The following is a 17,433-nucleotide window of genomic DNA, read 5'->3' as shown; positions in this document are numbered from 1 at the left end:
CCTTCAGTAAAAAACTCCACAATTTTCCATGACTGGGGTGCAACCCCGGAGCGACGTCATGGGGACCGGCCGTCGCCGGGGCCCTCACCATCGGCGGCGTCATCGTTCCCGGTGCCGTCCGCCACACCGTCCGCCCTTCGGCCCCGGGCCGCGTGGACCACGACGTCCACACACGCCGGGATGGTCAGCGCGGTTCCGTCCAGGATCAGGTGGTAGAGCTCCGGGGAGGCGGGATCGACACGGTAGAAGCGGCGGACGTAGGCGGCACGGGCACGGTCGTTGTCGTCGAGCAGGCGGAGCGTGGGCGGAGTGTCGCACCAGTCGTAACCCCCTACCTCGTCGCGGTTCCCGGTCTCCCACAGCTCGCGGGCCCGGCGCAGGCGGGCCTGCCGGTCGCCGTCGACGCGCACGTGCAGGGCGGTGGGGTGGTCGGCCAGGACCACGGCGGCGGCGCGACCGAGCACCACTCCCCCGGCGTGGCCGACCTCATTGATGACGCGTTCGGTCTCCTCGACGAACTCGTGGTCGTACAACAGGCGGCCGTGGGTGTCGGTGGGCCCGCTCAGGGCGGTGTCCACGCCGCCGAGCGTGACCGTCGGAAGCCGCGCGGCACTGGCGAGGAGGCGTTCGAGCCCGCCCGGACTGCGGCCGTCGTGGCGCAGGGCCTCCTCCAGGGAGCAGCCGACGTGGGCCGCCACCGCGGTCGGGACGGCCCTGTCCAGGAAGGGGACCCCGAGTCGGGCGGCGACGGCGGGGCCGATCACGCCGCCTCCGGTACCGAAGGTCGCCGAGATCGTGACCACGGGGCCGCCGTCACGGGGAGCGTCGTCGTTCATGGGCACCTGCCGGGTCGCCATCGGGCCGTGCGACCCGCCGTCACCGGGTTCGTACCCGCTACCCGGTCGGCTACCCCGATGTCCACATGAGCAGAAGAAAGCGACGATTTACCGTTATGTCCAAGTATGTGACACCCCGGGTATCGCCGGGTGCCGACGACGGGATTTCCCACCCGATGCCGGCACCCCGCGACGCCCCGGGACGTGCGCTCAGAACAGCGCCGAGGTGAGCTTGCGCCGGGCCGCGCCCACGCGCGGGTCGCCGGGCGGCAGCAGCTCGAAGAGCGTGAGCAGGTGGGTGCGCGCCTTGTTCCGGTCGTCGTCGCTGGTGCGCTTGACCGTGGTGATCAGGCGGTCGAACGCGTCCTCGAACTTGCCGCCGTACATGTCGATGTCGGCGACGGCGCACTGCGCGGCGACGTTCTCGGGGTCGTCGGCCGCGGCCTGGCGCACGGCACCGGCGTCCACGTCCTGCAGACGGCCGACCAGACGGACCTGGGCGAGCTTGAGCTTGGCCTCGACGTCGTCCGGAGAGGCCTCCACGGCCTTGGCGTAGGCGGCCTCGGCGGCGGCGAGGTCGCCGCGCTCCAGAGCGGCCTGGGCCTCGGCGTCGACCGGGTCGACGGCGGGCTGCTCGGGCTGCTGGGCCTCCTCCGCCGAGGGCTCGCCCTCGACGGTGCCGGGGTGGCCCGGGGGCAGCATGCCCTGCTCGGCGAGGGCGGAGAACACCTGGCCGAGCCAGTCGCGCAACTGCTCCTGCGTGGCCGGACCGGCGGGACCGGGCATGACCTGGCCCTGGACGGCCACGATGATCATCGGGGTCGTGGGCACGCGGAGGGCTTGGACGAGCTGCGGGCTGGCCTCGCTGTCGAGCTTGGCGAGGAACCAGTTGCCGCCGGAGGCGGAGGAGAGGCGGTCGAGGGCGCTCTCGACCTGTTTGGACTGCTCCGACCACCCGGCGAGCACGGCGAGGACGACCGGGGCGGACATCGACCGCTCCAGGACCTCGGCCTGGAAGTTCGCCTCGTCGACGTTGACGGCGTACGGGTTGGATCGACCGGCCGACTCCTCGGCGCGCTGCTTGGCCTCGCGTTCCAAGGCCGCCTTGCGCGCCCCGAGGTCAACCGCACTGTTCGGTGAAAAGTCCGAAGGCTGCATACTTCCATCCTGCCCCATGCGCGGAAGAGCGGGTGACGCCCGGAGGAAGCTGTGGAGGACGGGGCCGGACGGCCTCCCCCGCCCCGGCGTGGACGCGACCGGCCCGGGTGGGATCGGGGGCCTTCCCGAACCGGTCACCGGCCGCCGGGAAGTTCACTCCTCGACCTCGGCCTCGGCGGTGTTACGGGCATCGCGGGGTTCGTAGATGTCGCCCGCCCGGAGGTACCGCATTCTGCCGTCTCCACGGCTCCACGCTGAACCAGACTGATCCGTCACCGCCAGGGACGCTGCTATAACCACCTGGACAGCTCCTGCGCCTGACAACACCGCGACAACCTGTGAACTATGGGTGAGCTTCAGTGAGAGCTGCGACGGCTCCGGGAACTGCGCGGGCTGCCACAGACCCGGGTGGCGAAGGAGCAGGGCCGGTCACAGCATGAACGGAGATCGGTGCGTGGAGGCCCGCGTAGCCACCGCCGGAGCCGACATCCGCGACACGCGGAACCGCGACACGGGCCACCTCTCCTTCCCCGCCTCCGAGTGGCCGTCCCTGGTGCGCGGGGCTCAGAAACGCGGGTCCTCGGTGTAGGTCCCGAACTCCTCCCCCATCGTGGCGCAGATCTCTCCCAGCGTGGCCTCGGCGCGGGCGGCGTCCATGATGAGCGGCACCAGGTTGCCGTCGTCGGCCCGAACGCCCTCCAGCAGACGGGCGAGGGCTCGGTCGACGGCGGCCCCGTCGCGTCGTTCGCGGCGATCGGCGAGCTCCCTCTTCTGCTCTCGCTCGACCTCGTGGCTGATCCGCAGGATGTCCAGCTCCCCGGACACCGTGCTGGTGTGGCAGTTGACCCCGACGATCCGCTTGTCGCCCTTCTCCAGCGCCTGCTGGTACTGGAAGGCCGCCTCGGCGATCTCGGAGTTGAAGTACCCGTTCTCGATCCCCGCGAGGATGCCGGAGGTCATCGGCCCGATCTCGTGCTCCGCCCCGCGCCCGCCGCCCATGCGCAGGATCTGTGCGAAGATCCGCTCCGCCTCCGCCTCCAGCTCGTCGGTGAGCGACTCCAGGTACCAGGAGCCGCCGAGCGGGTCGGCGACGTTGGCCACCCCGGTCTCCTCCATGAGCACCTGCTGAGTGCGCAGCGCGATCTCGGCGGACTGCTCGGTGGGCAGCGCCAGGGTCTCGTCGAGCGCGTTGGTGTGCAGGGAGTTGGTCCCGCCGAGCACGGCGGCGAGCGCCTCGACGGCGGTGCGCACCACGTTGTTGTACGGCTGCTGGGCGGTCAGCGACACCCCCGCGGTCTGGGTGTGGAACCGCAGCCACCGCGCCTTCTCGGTGGTGGCCCCGTAGGTGTCGCGCATCCACCGCGCCCAGATCCGGCGGGCGGCGCGGAACTTGGCGATCTCCTCGAAGAAGTCGATGTGGGCGTCGAAGAAGAACGACAGACCCGGCGCGAACCGGTCGACGTCCAGGCCGCGGGACAGGCCGAGTTCCACGTAGCCGAACCCGTCGGCGAGCGTGTAGGCGAGCTCCTGTGCCGCCGTGGCCCCCGCCTCGCGGATGTGGTAGCCGGACACCGACAGCGGCTTGTACGCCGGGATGTGCTCGGCGCAGTACTCCATGAGGTCGCCGATGAGGCGCAGGTGCGGCTTCGGCGGGTACAGCCACTCCTTCTGGGCGATGTACTCCTTGAAGATGTCGGTCTGGAGCGTGCCGTTGAGCGTGCCGATATCCACCCCCTGCCGCTCGGCGGCGACGAGGTACATGCAGAACACGGGGACGGCCGGGCCGCTGATCGTCATCGACGTGGTCGTCCCGTCGAGCGGGATGCCGTCGAAGAGCAGGTCCATGTCGGCGACCGAGTCGATCGCCACCCCGCAGTGCCCGACCTCGCCCAACGCGTGCGGTGAGTCGGAGTCGTGCCCCATGAGGGTGGGCATGTCGAAGGCCACGGAGAGCCCGCCGCCACCGGAGGCGAGGATCATCCGGTAGCGCTCGTTGGTCTGGCGGGCGTTGCCGAACCCGGCGAACTGGCGGATGGTCCAGGTACGCCCCCGGTACCCGGTGGCGTACAGACCGCGCGTGTAGGGGTACTCGCCCGGCCAGCCGATCCGCTCGAAACCGGGGACCTCGGAGCCGGGGGGCGGACCGTACACGGGATGGAGGGGGCGCCCGGACAGGGAGCTGAAGTCCGCGTCGCGCACCCGGGCGGAGTCGTAACGGCGCTGCCAGCGTTCACGACCCGACTCGATCTCCTCGGATCCGCCGTTGGGAGTGGGCCCCGGTGTGGTGTCCGTCATACCAAGATAGTAGGACGTCCAAGTAAGTCTGTACAGAAGGCGCGCCCATGGCGCTTCCTCGGCGCCGGACGGGCGTCAGCGACCCTCGGCGACGACGGGTTCGGGGAAGTCCCCGAAGTCGATCCTGAGCTTGGTGAACATCTCGTGCATCCGCCAGAGCTCCTCGTCGGAGTAACAGCCCAGGGCGAAGTCCATGTTCATGAGCGCGTTGGTCGCCTCCTCGGTGACCTCGCGCCCGGCGTCGGTGATCTCGGCCAGGACACCGCGGCCGTCGCTCGGGTTGGGACGACGGCGGACGAGCCCCTGCCCCTCCAGCCGGTCGATGGTGTTGGTGACGCTGGTCGGGTGCACCATGAGCCGCTCACCGATCTTGCCGAGCGGCAACGCGCCCGAGGTGCTGAAGGTGAGCAGGACCAGGGCCTCGTAGCGGGCGAAGGTCAGGCCGAACGGCTTGAGGGCGCCGTCCAGCTCCCCGATCAGGATCTGCTGGGCGCGCATGACGGAGGTGACGGCGGCCATGGCGGGCGAGGCGCCCCACCGACGCGTCCAGTTGTCGTGCGCGCGCTCGATCGGGTCGAACGGAAGATTCAACGGGTTTCCCACTCCGCCACTCTAACCGGGCCGTCTCAACCCGCCGTGCGCTCCTCGGACGGAATGCTACTCACGGGTAGACATCGGCGCCGACGACGGCGACCCGGATCACACCGGCGAGGGTCCGCCGCCGGGGAGGCCGACGGACAGCGGTACAAACCCGTCGGGACCCGCCCTCCGATGCGCTCGAATACCACTCGATCCAGAGGAAGACAAGATGCCCCCCTGGCCGCAAGGGGACAGTTGGGGCACCCGATACCGGTCCGGCCTCCCAGCTCGGAAAAGCCGGCTTGACCCAGGAGTCAACGCGCCCCGCCCCCGGGGAAGGCGAAAAAAGGCCCCGCGCTCTCATTGACTCGTGAGGAAACTATTAGTTAAGTTTCCTAAAAATTAGTTCCCCCACGTCAGAGACGCTATGGCCCGCTCACCACCGTCCTTGACCTCACTCAGATCCGACGCATCACCACTCCGCAAGGACTCCCTCCGCTGCCCGGAGCGCCCGCTCCCCTGCGGTCAGCCCACAGTCCCTCCCCCCATACTGGAGACCCCTCCGTGAGAGCACGCCATCTGAGAAACCGGCTCGCCGCGTTGGCCGCGGCACTGCTGGTGGCCCCCCTGGCCCTGGCCCCGACACCGGCCGCCGCGGCACCCGGCGAGGTGACCGTCACCTACGTCGAGACGTCCCGTTGGGACAGCGGTTACGGCGGACAGATCACCATCCAGAACGAGACCACCAGTGATCTCACCGACTGGACGGTGAGCTTCGACACCCCGTCCGGTGTCCAGATCACCAGCCTGTGGAACGCCGTCCACACCGTGAACGGCAACACCCACACCCTTACGCCGCCGTCCTGGGGCGCGCCCGTTCCCGCGAACGGGTCGTACCAGATCGGCTTCAACGGCACCCACGGCGGCGGTGACACCACCCCGGTCAACTGCACGGTCAACGGCTCCCCCTGCTCCGGCGACCCCGGCGAGCCCGACACCGAGGCGCCGTCCACGCCCGGCGGTCTGACCGTGGGCGAGGTCACCTCGAACACCGTCGCCCTGTCCTGGGACGCGGCCACCGACAACGTCGGCGTCGCGGGCTACGAGATCGTCTCCGGCGGCCAGGTCGTGCGTTCCGTCAACGGGGACACCCTCACCGCCACGGTCGGCGGCCTGGAACCCCTGACCGAGTACAGCTTCACGGTGCGCGCCTACGACACCTCCAACAACCGCGGCGCGGACAGCGCCGCGGTCACCGCGACCACCCTCGAGGGCGGCGGCACCACCCCGACCGGCGAGCGCCGCGTCGCCTACTTCACCCAGTGGGGCATCTACGACCGGGGCTACCTGGTCCGCAACCTGGAGACCTCCGGCACCGCCGCGAACCTCACCCACATCAACTACGCCTTCGGCAACATCAACGCCAACGGCGAGTGCTTCATGGCCAACCAGCTCGGCCAGGGTGACGCCTGGGCCGACTACGGCCGCTCGTTCCGCGCCGACGAGAGCGTCGACGGTGTCGCCGACACCTGGAACCAGGACCTGCGCGGCAACTTCAACCAGCTGCGCAAGCTCAAGGAGATGTACCCCGACCTGAAGGTCAACATCTCCCTCGGCGGCTGGACCTGGTCCGAGCACTTCTCCGACGCCGCCCTCACCCCCGAATCCCGACAGCGCATGGTCAGCTCCTGCATCGACCAGTTCCTGCGCGGGAACCTGCCCATGTTCGACGGCGCCGGCGGCCCCGGCGCGGCCGCCGGAATCTTCGACGGCATCGACCTCGACTGGGAGTGGCCCGGCAGCGCCGGCCACGAGCACAACACCGTCCGCCCCGAGGACCGGGAGAACTTCACCGCCCTCGTCCAGGAGTTCCGCACCCAGCTCGACGCCCTGGAGACCGAGACCGGCCAGCCCTACGAGCTGACCGCGTTCCTGCCCGCCGACCCGGAGAAGGTCGAGGCCGGCTTCCAGATGGGCCAGCTGATGCCCAACTTCGACTTCGTCACGGTGCAGGGCTACGACTACCACGGCGGTTGGGAGAACGCCACGGCCCACCAGTCCAACCTGGTGTTCGACCAGAACGATCCGAGCCCGCGGCAGTTCTCCAGCGAGATCGCGATCCAGGAGTACGTCAGCCGGGGCGTCGACCCCGCCGACATGGTCCTCGGCCTGCCCTTCTACAGCCGCGGCTGGACCGGCGTCGACCCCGGCCCGAACGGGGACGGCCTCTTCCAGAGCGCGACCGGCCCCGCGCCCGGCACCTACGAGCAGGGCATCGACGACTGGAAGGTGATCAAGGACCTGCCGGGCTTCACCCTGCACCGGGACGAGACCCATGGCGCCGCCTGGCTGTACGACGGCAACACCTTCTGGACCTACGACGACGAGATCGCGCTGACCCAGAAGACCGACTGGGCGCAGGCCCAGGGCCTGGGCGGCGTCATGATCTGGTCCATCGACGGTGACGACGCCAACGGCACGCTGATGAACGCGGTCGACGCGGCGTTGGCGTCCTGACCCACCCCTCGGAGACCGCCCGGCACGACGGGGGCGGCTGACGTCAAGGGATGGCGGTGGCCGGAAGGGGACACGATTCCCCTTCCGGCCACTGGTCCGGCCCCCATGCTGGTCGGGTTCTCCTCACGAGCACCATTCGTGCTCTGCGTGACCATGAATCACACAGTGTTCCTTGACGACACGAAGAATTGTTAGTTAAGTTTCCTAATAGTTGATCCGCCCGTGGCTCAGGTCACATCCAGCCCTCTCATGGGGCCGCGTGTGATCACCCCCAGCCCCACAGGAGATCCAACCCGTGAGTACACGACGATCCAGCCGCCCGCTGGCGGCCCTGTCCGCCGCCGCCCTGACGGCGCCCCTCGCCATGGCGGCCACGCCCGCGTCCGCCGACGAGACCTCCGCCGCCGAGCCGGGCGACCTGACAGTCGTCTTCGCGGAGTCCGCGCGGTGGAACACCGGGTACAGCGGCCAGGTCACGGTGACCAACACCTCTGACGTCCCGGTCACCGACTGGACGATCCGCTTCGACCTCCCCGACGGCAGCAGCGTCCACGAGATGTGGAACGCGGACCTGGCGGAGTCGGACGGCGGGTACACGGTCACCCCGCCGCGTTGGGGTGCCACGATCCCGGCTGGGGGCAGCTACGGCTTCGGGTTCAACGGCCTGCACGAGGACGGAGCGACCGCCCCCGTCCTGTGCCTCGTCAACGGCGTCCCGTGCGACGGCGACACCGGCCCCGACCACGACCGTCTCAGTGTCGCCTACCTCCCCCAGTGGAGCGCGGAGGACCACGGCTACCGCGTCCGCGACCTCGTCACCTCCGGCACCGCCGCGCGGCTCACGCACATCAACTACGCCTTCGGCAACATCGACGCCGACGGCGAGTGCCTCATGACCGACGAGGAGGGCCTGGGTGAGGCCCGCGCCGACTACGGGACGCCCACCAGCGCGGAGAACAGCGTCGACGGCGCCGCCGACGACCCCGGCCAGGACCTGCGCGGCAACTTCGAGCAGCTGCGCAAGCTCAAGGAGATGTACCCCGACCTGAAGGTCAACATCTCCCTCGGCGGCTGGACCTGGTCCGAGCACTTCTCCGACGCCGCCCTCACCCCCGAATCCCGACAGCGCATGGTCAGCTCCTGCATCGACCTCTACCTGCGCGGCGATCTGCCCGTCATCGACGGCGCGGGGGGAGAGGGTTCGGCCTACGGGATCTTCGACGGCATCGACCTCGACTGGGAGTGGCCCGGCAGCGCCGGCCACGAGCACAACACCGTCCGCCCCGAGGACCGGGAGAACTTCACCGCCCTCGTCCAGGAGTTCCGCACCCAGCTCGACGCCCTGGAGGCGGACACCGACCGCGAGTACGAGCTGACCGCGTTCCTACCCGCGGGTACCTGGCGGATCGACCTCGGCTACGAGCTCGACGAGCTCATGACCGACTTCGACTTCGTCACCCTCCAGGGCTACGACTACCACGGCACCTGGGAGAGCACGACCAACCACCAGTCCAACCTGGTCGGCGATCCGGCGGACGGGGGACCCGTCATCTCCACGCGGGACACGGTCCAGGCCTACGTCGACCGCGGTGTCGACCCGGCCGACATCGTCCTGGGCGTGCCCTTCTACGGGCAGGGCTGGACCGGCGTCGACCCCGGACCGAACGGGGACGGCCTCTTCCAGAACGCGACCGGCCCGGCCCGGGGCGACGCGCGCTGGTCGGCTCTCAAGGAGCTGGAGGGCTTCGACCTGTACCGGAACGACGACCTGGGTACGGCCTGGCTCTACGACGGCAACACCTTCTGGACCTACGACGACGAGACCGCCATGGCCCGGAAGACCGAGTGGGCCGTCGACAACGGCCTCGGCGGTGTCATGGTCTGGTCGATCGACGGCGACGACGCCGACGGCAGCCTCATGGCCGCCATCGACACGGCACTGGTCGAGAACCGGTGACCACGGACTCCCGGGCGGATCCCTCCGCTCCGGGACGGGCGTCGGTGCTCTGATCCGGGGAGCACCGCCGCCCCGGCCGACGCGGACCGATGTGCGACGGTCCGCGTCGGCCCCTCTCATGTCCGGGGACCCGAACGCCCCCCGGGGGGGGGGCGGCGCCCGGCGTGTTCGGGGTCAGGACCTCACCGGGGGTCGGCGCCCAGGTCCTCGAGCAGGAGGTCGGCCGCGGTGTAGGGATCGCGCTCCCCCTCCGCGACCTCCTTGGCCAGGGCGTCCAGACCGCCGTTCTCACCCACCCCGCCCATGCGTGAGCGCAGCAGGTCGAGCGCGATCCCCTGGACCTCCTCGCGGGCGCGGGCACGCCGCCGCGAGGTGAGTCCACCCGTGGACTCCAGATGGGACCGGTGCTGGTCCACCCGCTCCCACAGCTCCTCGGTGCCCTCGCCCTCGGCGGCCACGGTCATGACGATCGGCGGCTTCCACTCCTCGTCGGTCCGGTCCACCATCGCCACCATCTGCCGCAGTTCGCGCAGGGTGACCCGGGCGCCGTCCCGGTCGGCCTTGTTCACGGCGAAGACGTCGGCCACCTCCAACACCCCCGCCTTGGCCGCCTGGACCGAGTCGCCCATCCCCGGGGCGCACAGCACCACGGTGGTGTCCGCCAGCCCGGCGATCTCGACCTCGGCCTGACCGACGCCGACCGTCTCCACCAGGATCACGTCGAACCCCGCCGCGTCCAGGACGCGCAGCGCGTGCGGCGCCGCCCAGGACAGTCCGCCCAGGTGCCCTCGGTTGGCCATGGAGCGGATGTAGACGCCGGGGTCGGTGAAGTGCTCCTGCATCCGCACGCGGTCCCCGAGCAGGGCACCGCCGGTGAACGGCGAGGAGGGGTCCACCGCGAGCACCGCGACCGACAGCCCCCGGGCGCGGACCACGCGCACGACGGCGTTGGTCGTCGTGGACTTGCCCACCCCCGGGGCCCCGGTGAAGCCGACCACGCGCGCCCGCCCGGTGTGCGGGGCCAGGGCCGCCATGATGCCGCGCAGCTCCGGCGCCCCGTTCTCGACCAGGGTGACCGCGCGGGCCAGTGCCCTGCGGTCGCCCTCCCGAAGCCGTTCCACCAGGCGGGCTGCGTTCATGGGACTCCTCGTCGGTTCGGCCCCGGCCGGGACCCGATGGGTCGTGCCTACTGCGCGGGCACCGTGAACAGCAGGGCGTCGCCCTGGCCGCCGCCACCGCACAGGGCGGCCGCGCCGAGCCCACCGCCACGACGGCGCAGCTCGTGGACCAGGTGCAGGGCGATGCGGGCACCGGAGGCGCCGATCGGGTGACCGATCGCGATGGCACCGCCGTTGACGTTGACGATGTCCTCGGAGACGCCCAGGTCCTTCGTCGACTGGATGCCCACCGCGGCGAAGGCCTCGTTGATCTCGATCAGGTCGAGGTCCTCGACGGCCCGTCCGGCCTTGGTCAGCGCGTGCTGGATGGCGTTGGAGGGCTGGGAGTGCAGGGAGTTGTCCGGACCGGCGACGTTGCCGTGCGCGCCGATCTCGGCGAGGACCGGCGCCCCGAGCTCCTCGGCCTTGGCCCGGCTCATCACGACCACGGCGGCGGCGCCGTCGGAGATCTGCGATGAGGTTCCGGCGGTGATGGTGCCGTCACCGTCGAAGGCCGGGCGCAGTTTGGCCAGGCTCTCGACGGTGGTGTCGGGACGGACGCCCTCATCGGTCCCGAAGACGACCGGGTCGCCCTTGCGCTGCGGAATCTCCACGGGGACGATCTCGTCGGCGAAGCGGCCCTCGGCCGCGGCCGCGGCGGCCCGCTGGTGGGAACGGGCGGCGAAGGCGTCCTGCTCCGCGCGGCCGATGCCGAGCTTGGCGTTGTGCCGCTCGGTCGAGGCGCCCATGGACTCGTTGTCGAAGGCGTCGGTGAGACCGTCGTGCGCGGTGGCGTCCAGGACCTCGACGGAACCGTACTTGAAGCCCTTGCGCGACTTGGGCAGCAGGTGCGGGGCGTTGGTCATGGACTCCATGCCGCCCGCGACCACGACGTCGAACTCGCCCGCGGTGACGAGCTGGTCGGCGAGGGCGATCGCGTCCAGACCGGACAGGCACACCTTGTTGATGGTGACGGAGGGAACGCTCATGGGAATTCCCGCCTTCACGGCGGCCTGGCGGGACGGGATCTGCCCGGCACCGGCCTGGAGCACCTGTCCCATGACCACGTATCCGACCTGTTCACCGCTGACACCGGCACGCTCCAGGGCGGCCTTGATCGCGAAGCCGCCCAGGTCGGCGGCGGAGAACCCGGCGAGGGAGCCGAGGAGTCTGCCGGTGGGGGTCCGTGCCCCACCGACGATGACGGAACCGGGCATCTTAACTGGCCTCCATGTGATCGGTGACGCACCTGGTCTGCAACGATACCCACACAGCGTTCGGCGACATCCGAGAGGTTCACGCTCATGAGTGACGCACCCGCCCCCACCGCCCCCTTCTCCGGTCTCACCAGGCTCGACCATGTGGGCATCGCGTGCCGCGACCTCGACGCCTCGATCGAGTTCTACCGCAGCACCTACGGCTTCGAGGTCGAGCACGAGGAGGTGAACGAGCAGCAGGGGGTCCGCGAGGCGATGCTCCGGATCAACGGCACGGACGACGGTGGCGCCACCTATCTGCAACTGCTCGAGCCCACCCGCCCGGACTCCCCCGTGGCGAAGTTCCTCGACCGCAACGGCGAGGGTGTGCACCACGTGGCCTTCGGCACCTCCGACGTGGCCGCGAGCGCCGCGACGGTGGGGAAGCGCGACGTGCGCGTCCTGGACGCCGAGCCGCGCCACGGGACGATGGGGTCGAGCATCGTGTTCCTGCACCCGAAGGACTGCGGAGGGGTGCTCACCGAGCTCGTGCAGAGCGCCGAGTGACAGTCGCTGGGTCTGCTTTGGTCCTCCGCCGCGCTTCGGACCGTGTTCGGGCGCCCGAACGGCAACCCCCTGGGGTGGCCGCCCGGACGGAAAAGTCACGGGGACGTTCCGGACACGTCACGGCTTGGGTCGTGGGGGACGAGTTGCCCACAGGCCCACCGGAAGTTACCCGAAACCCTCTTCCCAGGCGTTCCACGCTTGATAAAGTCGCCTAGCCGCCGGAGTGTTCTTCCGGCCGAGGTTCATGTCTTGCAGTCCGGTAGCCGCACACCTGGATACCGCCCGTCCACCGGGGACGACGCGGCCGCCGTCCGCCGCCCCCCGGCCGCTCGCAAGTTAGCCGTCTCGCACCCGTTCAGGATTCCGCCACATGTCGTCAAACAACATTGACTCCCAACTCAACAACATCTTCAACGAGGACAACACCCCGCCCGAATTCGACGTGGTGCTGCGTGGCTACGACCGCACCCAGGTGGACGACTACGCGGCCAGCCTGCGCGGCGAGCTGGAGGAGTCCAACAAGAAGATCGAGAAGTTCAAGGCCGAACTGGGCGCCAAGAACCGCCAGCTCCAGGAGCGCGAGCGCCCCTCCTACTCCGGCCTGGGCTCGCGGATCGAAGAGCTGCTGCGCCTGGCGGAGGAGCAGGCCAACGAGCTCGTCCAGAGCGCCCAGATCGACGCCAACGACATCCGTTCGGCCGCCAAGATCGAAGCCGCCGAGATGCGCGCCGCCGCCGAGTCGGAGGCGACCGAGGTGCGCACCCTCGCCCAGCGCGAGGCCGACGAGCAGCGCCAGACCGCCGAGTCCGAGGCCGAGGAGATCACCACCACGGCCCGCCGCGAGGCCGACGAGCTGGCCTCCACCACCGAGCGCGAGGTTCAGAAGAAGCGCTCCGCCGTCGACCACGAGATCGCGGAGAAGCGCGCCACGTTCGAGGGTGAGATCGCCAAGCTGCGCACCACCACCGAGCGCGAGTGCGCCCAGGCGCGCGCCGCCGCCAAGCGCGAGCGGGACGAGACCATCCAGGCCGCCAAGAGCCAGGCCGAGGAGCTGCGCAAGAACGCCGAGCGGGCCGCCGCCGAGTCCGAGGCGCGTCGGACCGAGGCCGAAGACCAGTTCGAGCTCCAGCTCGCCGACCGCCGTGCCGAGGCCGAGCGCCAGGACGCCGAGCGGCTGGCCGCCGCCCAGGCCGCCACCCAGAAGATGGTCAGCGAGGCCGAGGAGCGCGCCAACAGCGCCGAACAGCGGGCCACCAAGGCCAGTCAGCAGGCCGAGCAGACCCGCCGCGACGCCGAGAACCACGCCAAGCAGCTGGTCGGCAACGCCAAGAAGAACGCCGCGCAGATCGAGTCGGAGGCCAAGTCGAAGGCGGAGCACCAGCTCTCCGACGCCAAGGCTGAGGCCAACCGGATCATGACGGCCGCCAAGAAGGAGGTCGACGACCTCAACGCGCAGCGCGACAGCATCCAGTCGCACCTCCAGCAGCTGCGTCAGCTGCTCGGCGGCGGTGGCGCACCGGCCCCCGCTCCGGCCGCCCCGGCTCCCGCCGCGATCGCCCCGCAGGAGAGCCCGGCTCCGGCCGAGGAGGCCAAGCAGCCCGCCCACTCCGGCAAGGGCTCCGACGACGAGGACTGGTGGCAGGAGTAGCGGAGGAACCCTGGGGCCTGTTCCTCTGAACGGTCACCCCAGGGGTTCGCCGTTCGGTCCGAAGCGCAGCGGAGGACCACAGCGAACACCGCGAGGGGCCCGCGTCCGAATCACCTTCGGACGCGGGCCCCTCGTGTGTCGTTGGTGAAGGCGCGGGTCAGCCCAGGGGGGCGACGTCCTTCTCGTGGGGCCCGTCCCACTCGGTGGGCAGCGGATGAGCGGCCGGGTTGACGTTCCGGACGATCTCGTCCAGCACCCGGCGCACGTACGGCTCCCCCACCCACAGGTGCCGAGCACCGTCCACACCGATGATCCGTGCCTGGGTGAGCGGGGCGAACCGCTCGCGCGCCTCGTCGGGGCGCAGGTAGTCGTCGTGCTCAGGCACCAGCGCGACCACCGGCTTGCCCGAGTCCGCCCACACCTTCATGTCCGCCTCACCCGCGCGGTGCAGCGGCGGGGACAGCAGGATCGCCCCGGTCACCTGCGGGTCGCACCCCCACTTGAGCGCCAGCTCGGTCCCGAAGGACCAGCCGAGCAGCCACGGGTCGGGCAGGCCCTCGAACTCGGTGAACTCGATGGCGGCGAGGACGTCGTGCCGCTCGGTCTCGCCCTCACCGAAACCGCCCTGGCTGGTGCCGTGACGCGACGTGGTACCGCGGGTGTTGAACCGCAGCACGGCGACATCGGCCAGGGCGGGCAGGCGGAAGGACGCCTTGCGCAGGACGTGGCTGTCCATCATGCCCTCGGCGGTGGGCAGCGGGTGCAGGCACACCAGGGTGGCCACGGGGTCGCGGCCCTCTGGTGTGGCCAGCTCACCGACCAGTTCCAGGCCGTCGGCGGTGTGCAGGGTGACGGGTCTGCGCACGGCGGGAAGCACCGTGGTGGCTCGGATCTCCATGGCTCCTCGAATCCGGGTCGGGCCTCAGTGGCGGGGGGACCTGCGGGCACGCCGGTCCCAGCAGGAGGAATGCCAGTGCCTCCGGTCGTCGCCGTCGCCGTAGGGGCGCCAGGCCACGACGTGGGCCATACCCACGGGAATCTCCTGGACGCACCCGGGGCAACGGTAGACCTTGGTGGCGGACGCACCGGGGATCCGGCGCGTGACCCACTCCCCGTCGGGACCGGTCTCCCGGCGCTGCCCCCCGGTGATGCGCAGCATCAGAGCATCCTCGTCGGGCGGTCCTGCGGGACCGCCGCGACCCCGGGAGGACTTACGGCGGGGGGAGTTACGGCGCGGGCTCACGTGTTCCAGGGTAGAAGAGGCCGATCAGTGGCCGCCGCCACACCCCGTGGCGGCGGCCCTGCCCGTGCCTCTTACGCGCTCACACGCTCGTACGGGGCTCGGGGCGGGCGCGCGGAACCCGATACGCCCCTCGCCGTGCCTATGACGGCCTCGCGAGCTCAGCCGGGGCTCAGTGGTCGTGGCCCTCGTGCTCGATGTCGGGCAGCTGGTCCACCAGCAGCGGCGCGGGTACCGCGATGCTGGTCAGGCTGTACTCGCTCATCGCGACCAGGGTGGTGACGACGGACTCGGCACCGCGCTCCTCCAGCAGTTCGGTGGGGCCCTTGGGGTAGCCGCAGCCGAACCGCATGGCGGTGTCGACATCGCGGGCGGAGGCGTAGCCGTCGCCGATCATGCGCAGGGCGTCGTCGATCTGGGGGGCGACGAGCATCTCGCCCAGGTCCAGGTTCTCCTCCTCACGGACCATCTCCGCGAAGCGGCCCGTGGGCTGGGGTTCGGCGGGGTCGTCCTGACCCGTGTAGAAGCCCTGGCCGGACTTGCGGCCGAGGCGCCCGGCGGCCACCATGCGGCGCAGCAGCGGGGCGGCGACGTAGCGCGGTTCGCGGTACTCCTCCCAGAGCACGTCCATGACGGCCAGGCACACGTCCAGGCCGACCAGGTCGGCGAGGGTGAGCGGGCCCATGGGGAGTCCGGCGGCCTTCTGGACGGAGGCGTCGATCTCCTCGCGAGTGGCCACACGGCGCTCGTACAGGCGGATGGCGTCGTTGATGTAGGGGACCAGGAGCGCGTTGGCCACGAACCCGGCCCGGTCGCCGACCGTGACGGGGGTCTTGCCGATGCGCTTGGCGACCTCGGTGACGATGTCGACGGTCTCCTCGCTGGTGGAGACGGTCGTGACCACCTCGGCCAGCTTCATGACGGGGGCCGGGTTGAAGAAGTGCAGCCCGACGACCTTCTCGGGACGACCGGTGAGCGCGGCGATCTCCGTGACGGACAGGGAGGAGGTGTTGGTGGCCAGGATCGTCCCCGGGGGGCAGATCCTGTCCAGGTCACCGAAGACGTCGCGCTTGATCGCCATCCTCTCCGGCACGGCCTCGACGACGAAGTCGGCGTCCGCGAGGTCCTCACGTGAGGTGGTGAACGTCAGGCGGGCGTCGATCGCCGCGCGCTCCTCCTCGGTGATCTTGCCCCGGCTCACGGCCCGGGAGAGGGACGTGTCGACGTGGCCGCGGCCGCGGTCGAGGGCGGCCTGGTCGATTTCGACCCCGGTGACGTCGAACCCCGCACGGGCGAACACCTCAGCGATGCCCGCGCCCATCGTGCCGAGTCCGACGACACCGACCTTCTCAAATTCCTGCACCATGCGCCCCACCTTAGACGGAGGCGCGGCCCAGCACGGGGGCGGGACCACGCACTTTCTGGTTCGCGGCCCCGCCCCGCCAGTGGTCCGACGACCGAGGCACACGGTCGGGGTTCGGGGCGGGGCCGCCAGCCCTAGGTTACTCTCCAGTAACCCACCGGGTGGCACCAGCGTGGACGGTGTCACCCGACTTCCGGCCCGTGGGCTTCACGGAAGGCGGTAACGTGGCCGCCGTGCGTCTCGTCATCGCCCGGTGCAGCGTCGACTACGTCGGCCGACTCACCGCCCACCTGCCCATGGCTCCCCGCCTGATCCTCATCAAGGCGGACGGGAGCGTGTCCATCCATGCCGACGACCGCGCGTTCAAGCCGCTCAACTGGATGAACCCGCCGTGCAAGCTCCGTGAGGAGACCGTCGCCGACGGACCCGACGTCTGGACGGTCACGCACAGCAAGTCCGGTGAGAAGCTCGTGCTGACCGTCGAAGAGGTCATGCACGACACCTCACACGAACTCGGCAAGGACCCCGGGCTCCAGAAGGACGGCGTCGAGGCGCACCTCCAGGAGCTGCTCGCCGAACACATCACCACGCTCGGCGACGGCTACACGCTGATCCGCCGCGAGTACCCCACCGCGATCGGCCCGGTCGACATCCTGTGCCGTGACGGGCGGAGCGCGACCGTGGCCGTGGAGCTGAAGCGGCGCGGCGACATCGACGGCGTCGAGCAGCTGACCCGCTACCTGGAGCTGCTCAACCGGGACCCGCAACTGGCCCCCGTGCGCGGCGTGTTCGCCGCCCAGGAGATCAAGCCGCAGGCGCGCGTGCTCGCCGAGGACCGCGGGATCTCGTGCGTGGTGCTCGACTACGACGAGCTGCGCGGGATCGAGCCGGACACCCTCCGCCTGTTCTGAGCCCCTCCG

15 protein-coding genes are annotated in these 17,433 nt (G+C 70.5%); 6 read left to right on the top strand and 9 right to left on the bottom strand.

All coding sequences use genetic code 11. The features are described from left to right. Positions 1-56 precede the first annotated feature (56 nt). A complete protein-coding gene (locus KIK06_RS00240; protein ID WP_051059228.1) occupies positions 57-836 on the bottom strand; it encodes a cytidylate kinase-like family protein in 780 nt (259 codons plus the stop codon). A 210-nt stretch (positions 837-1,046) separates the two neighbouring features. Continuing rightward, positions 1,047-1,994, bottom strand: a complete 948-nt coding sequence (locus tag KIK06_RS00235; protein ID WP_268641429.1) for a tetratricopeptide repeat protein — start codon at positions 1,992-1,994, stop codon at positions 1,047-1,049. Between the two features lie 349 nt (positions 1,995-2,343). Between KIK06_RS00235 and KIK06_RS00230 the strand changes: the two genes are divergently transcribed. Then, entirely contained in the window at positions 2,344-2,583 is a 240-nt protein-coding gene (locus KIK06_RS00230) for a DUF397 domain-containing protein (protein ID WP_268641428.1), read from the top strand. Here KIK06_RS00230 and KIK06_RS00225 read toward each other — a convergent pair. After that, complete coding sequence (locus KIK06_RS00225; RefSeq protein ID WP_268641426.1) at positions 2,559-4,289, bottom strand: acyl-CoA mutase large subunit family protein; 1,731 nt, start codon at positions 4,287-4,289, stop codon at positions 2,559-2,561. The genes KIK06_RS00230 and KIK06_RS00225 overlap by 25 nt on opposite strands. A gap of 75 nt (positions 4,290-4,364) precedes the next feature. Continuing rightward, a complete protein-coding gene (locus KIK06_RS00220) occupies positions 4,365-4,880 on the bottom strand; it encodes a MarR family transcriptional regulator (RefSeq protein ID WP_017600327.1) in 516 nt (171 codons plus the stop codon). A 552-nt stretch (positions 4,881-5,432) separates the two neighbouring features. Here KIK06_RS00220 and KIK06_RS00215 point away from each other — a divergent pair. Together KIK06_RS00215 and KIK06_RS00210 are read left to right on the top strand one after the other, a co-directional pair. Next, on the top strand, positions 5,433-7,385 hold the full coding sequence (locus tag KIK06_RS00215; RefSeq protein WP_268641424.1) for a glycoside hydrolase family 18 chitinase: 1,953 nt from the start codon (positions 5,433-5,435) through the stop codon (positions 7,383-7,385). 295 nt (positions 7,386-7,680) lie between these two features. Continuing rightward, positions 7,681-9,342 (top strand): glycosyl hydrolase family 18 protein, encoded by a 1,662-nt coding sequence (locus KIK06_RS00210; RefSeq protein WP_268641423.1) that lies wholly within the window; start codon positions 7,681-7,683, stop codon positions 9,340-9,342. Between the two features lie 182 nt (positions 9,343-9,524). Here the strand turns inward: KIK06_RS00210 and meaB are convergent, their stop codons facing one another. Next, a complete protein-coding gene (gene meaB, locus KIK06_RS00205; protein WP_017600330.1) occupies positions 9,525-10,481 on the bottom strand; it encodes a methylmalonyl Co-A mutase-associated GTPase MeaB in 957 nt (318 codons plus the stop codon). Positions 10,482-10,528: 47 nt separating this feature from the next. Then, positions 10,529-11,716 carry an acetyl-CoA C-acetyltransferase gene (locus tag KIK06_RS00200; RefSeq protein ID WP_268641420.1) on the bottom strand — a complete coding sequence of 396 codons (1,188 nt, stop codon included), beginning with the start codon at positions 11,714-11,716 and terminating at the stop codon, positions 10,529-10,531. 87 nt (positions 11,717-11,803) lie between these two features. On the opposite strand from KIK06_RS00200, the gene mce reads away from it, so the two are divergent. Then, positions 11,804-12,262 carry a methylmalonyl-CoA epimerase gene (gene mce, locus KIK06_RS00195; protein ID WP_017600332.1) on the top strand — a complete coding sequence of 153 codons (459 nt, stop codon included), beginning with the start codon at positions 11,804-11,806 and terminating at the stop codon, positions 12,260-12,262. A gap of 370 nt (positions 12,263-12,632) precedes the next feature. Continuing rightward, complete coding sequence (locus tag KIK06_RS00190; protein WP_017600333.1) at positions 12,633-13,910, top strand: DivIVA domain-containing protein; 1,278 nt, start codon at positions 12,633-12,635, stop codon at positions 13,908-13,910. A gap of 157 nt (positions 13,911-14,067) precedes the next feature. On the opposite strand, the gene KIK06_RS00185 is transcribed toward KIK06_RS00190, so the two are convergent. The 3 genes from KIK06_RS00185 to KIK06_RS00175 all read right to left on the bottom strand — a co-directional run bounded on the left by KIK06_RS00185 (position 14,068) and on the right by KIK06_RS00175 (position 16,516). Continuing rightward, positions 14,068-14,808, bottom strand: a complete 741-nt coding sequence (locus KIK06_RS00185) for an alpha/beta hydrolase (protein WP_017600334.1) — start codon at positions 14,806-14,808, stop codon at positions 14,068-14,070. A 24-nt stretch (positions 14,809-14,832) separates the two neighbouring features. Further along, complete coding sequence (locus KIK06_RS00180) at positions 14,833-15,069, bottom strand: hypothetical protein (protein WP_017600335.1); 237 nt, start codon at positions 15,067-15,069, stop codon at positions 14,833-14,835. Positions 15,070-15,322: 253 nt separating this feature from the next. Continuing rightward, complete coding sequence (locus tag KIK06_RS00175; RefSeq protein ID WP_017600336.1) at positions 15,323-16,516, bottom strand: 3-hydroxyacyl-CoA dehydrogenase; 1,194 nt, start codon at positions 16,514-16,516, stop codon at positions 15,323-15,325. A gap of 230 nt (positions 16,517-16,746) precedes the next feature. On the opposite strand from KIK06_RS00175, the gene nucS reads away from it, so the two are divergent. Then, positions 16,747-17,424, top strand: a complete 678-nt coding sequence (gene nucS, locus KIK06_RS00170) for an endonuclease NucS (protein WP_026127907.1) — start codon at positions 16,747-16,749, stop codon at positions 17,422-17,424. The last annotated feature ends 9 nt before the right edge of the window (positions 17,425-17,433 follow it).

It is taken from the genome of Nocardiopsis sp. EMB25 (assembly GCF_026797795.1).
GTDB lineage: Bacteria > Actinomycetota > Actinomycetes > Streptosporangiales > Streptosporangiaceae > Nocardiopsis > Nocardiopsis lucentensis.
Note: the sequence above shows the minus strand (reverse complement) of the source record. Positions and strands in the feature narration are given on the sequence as shown.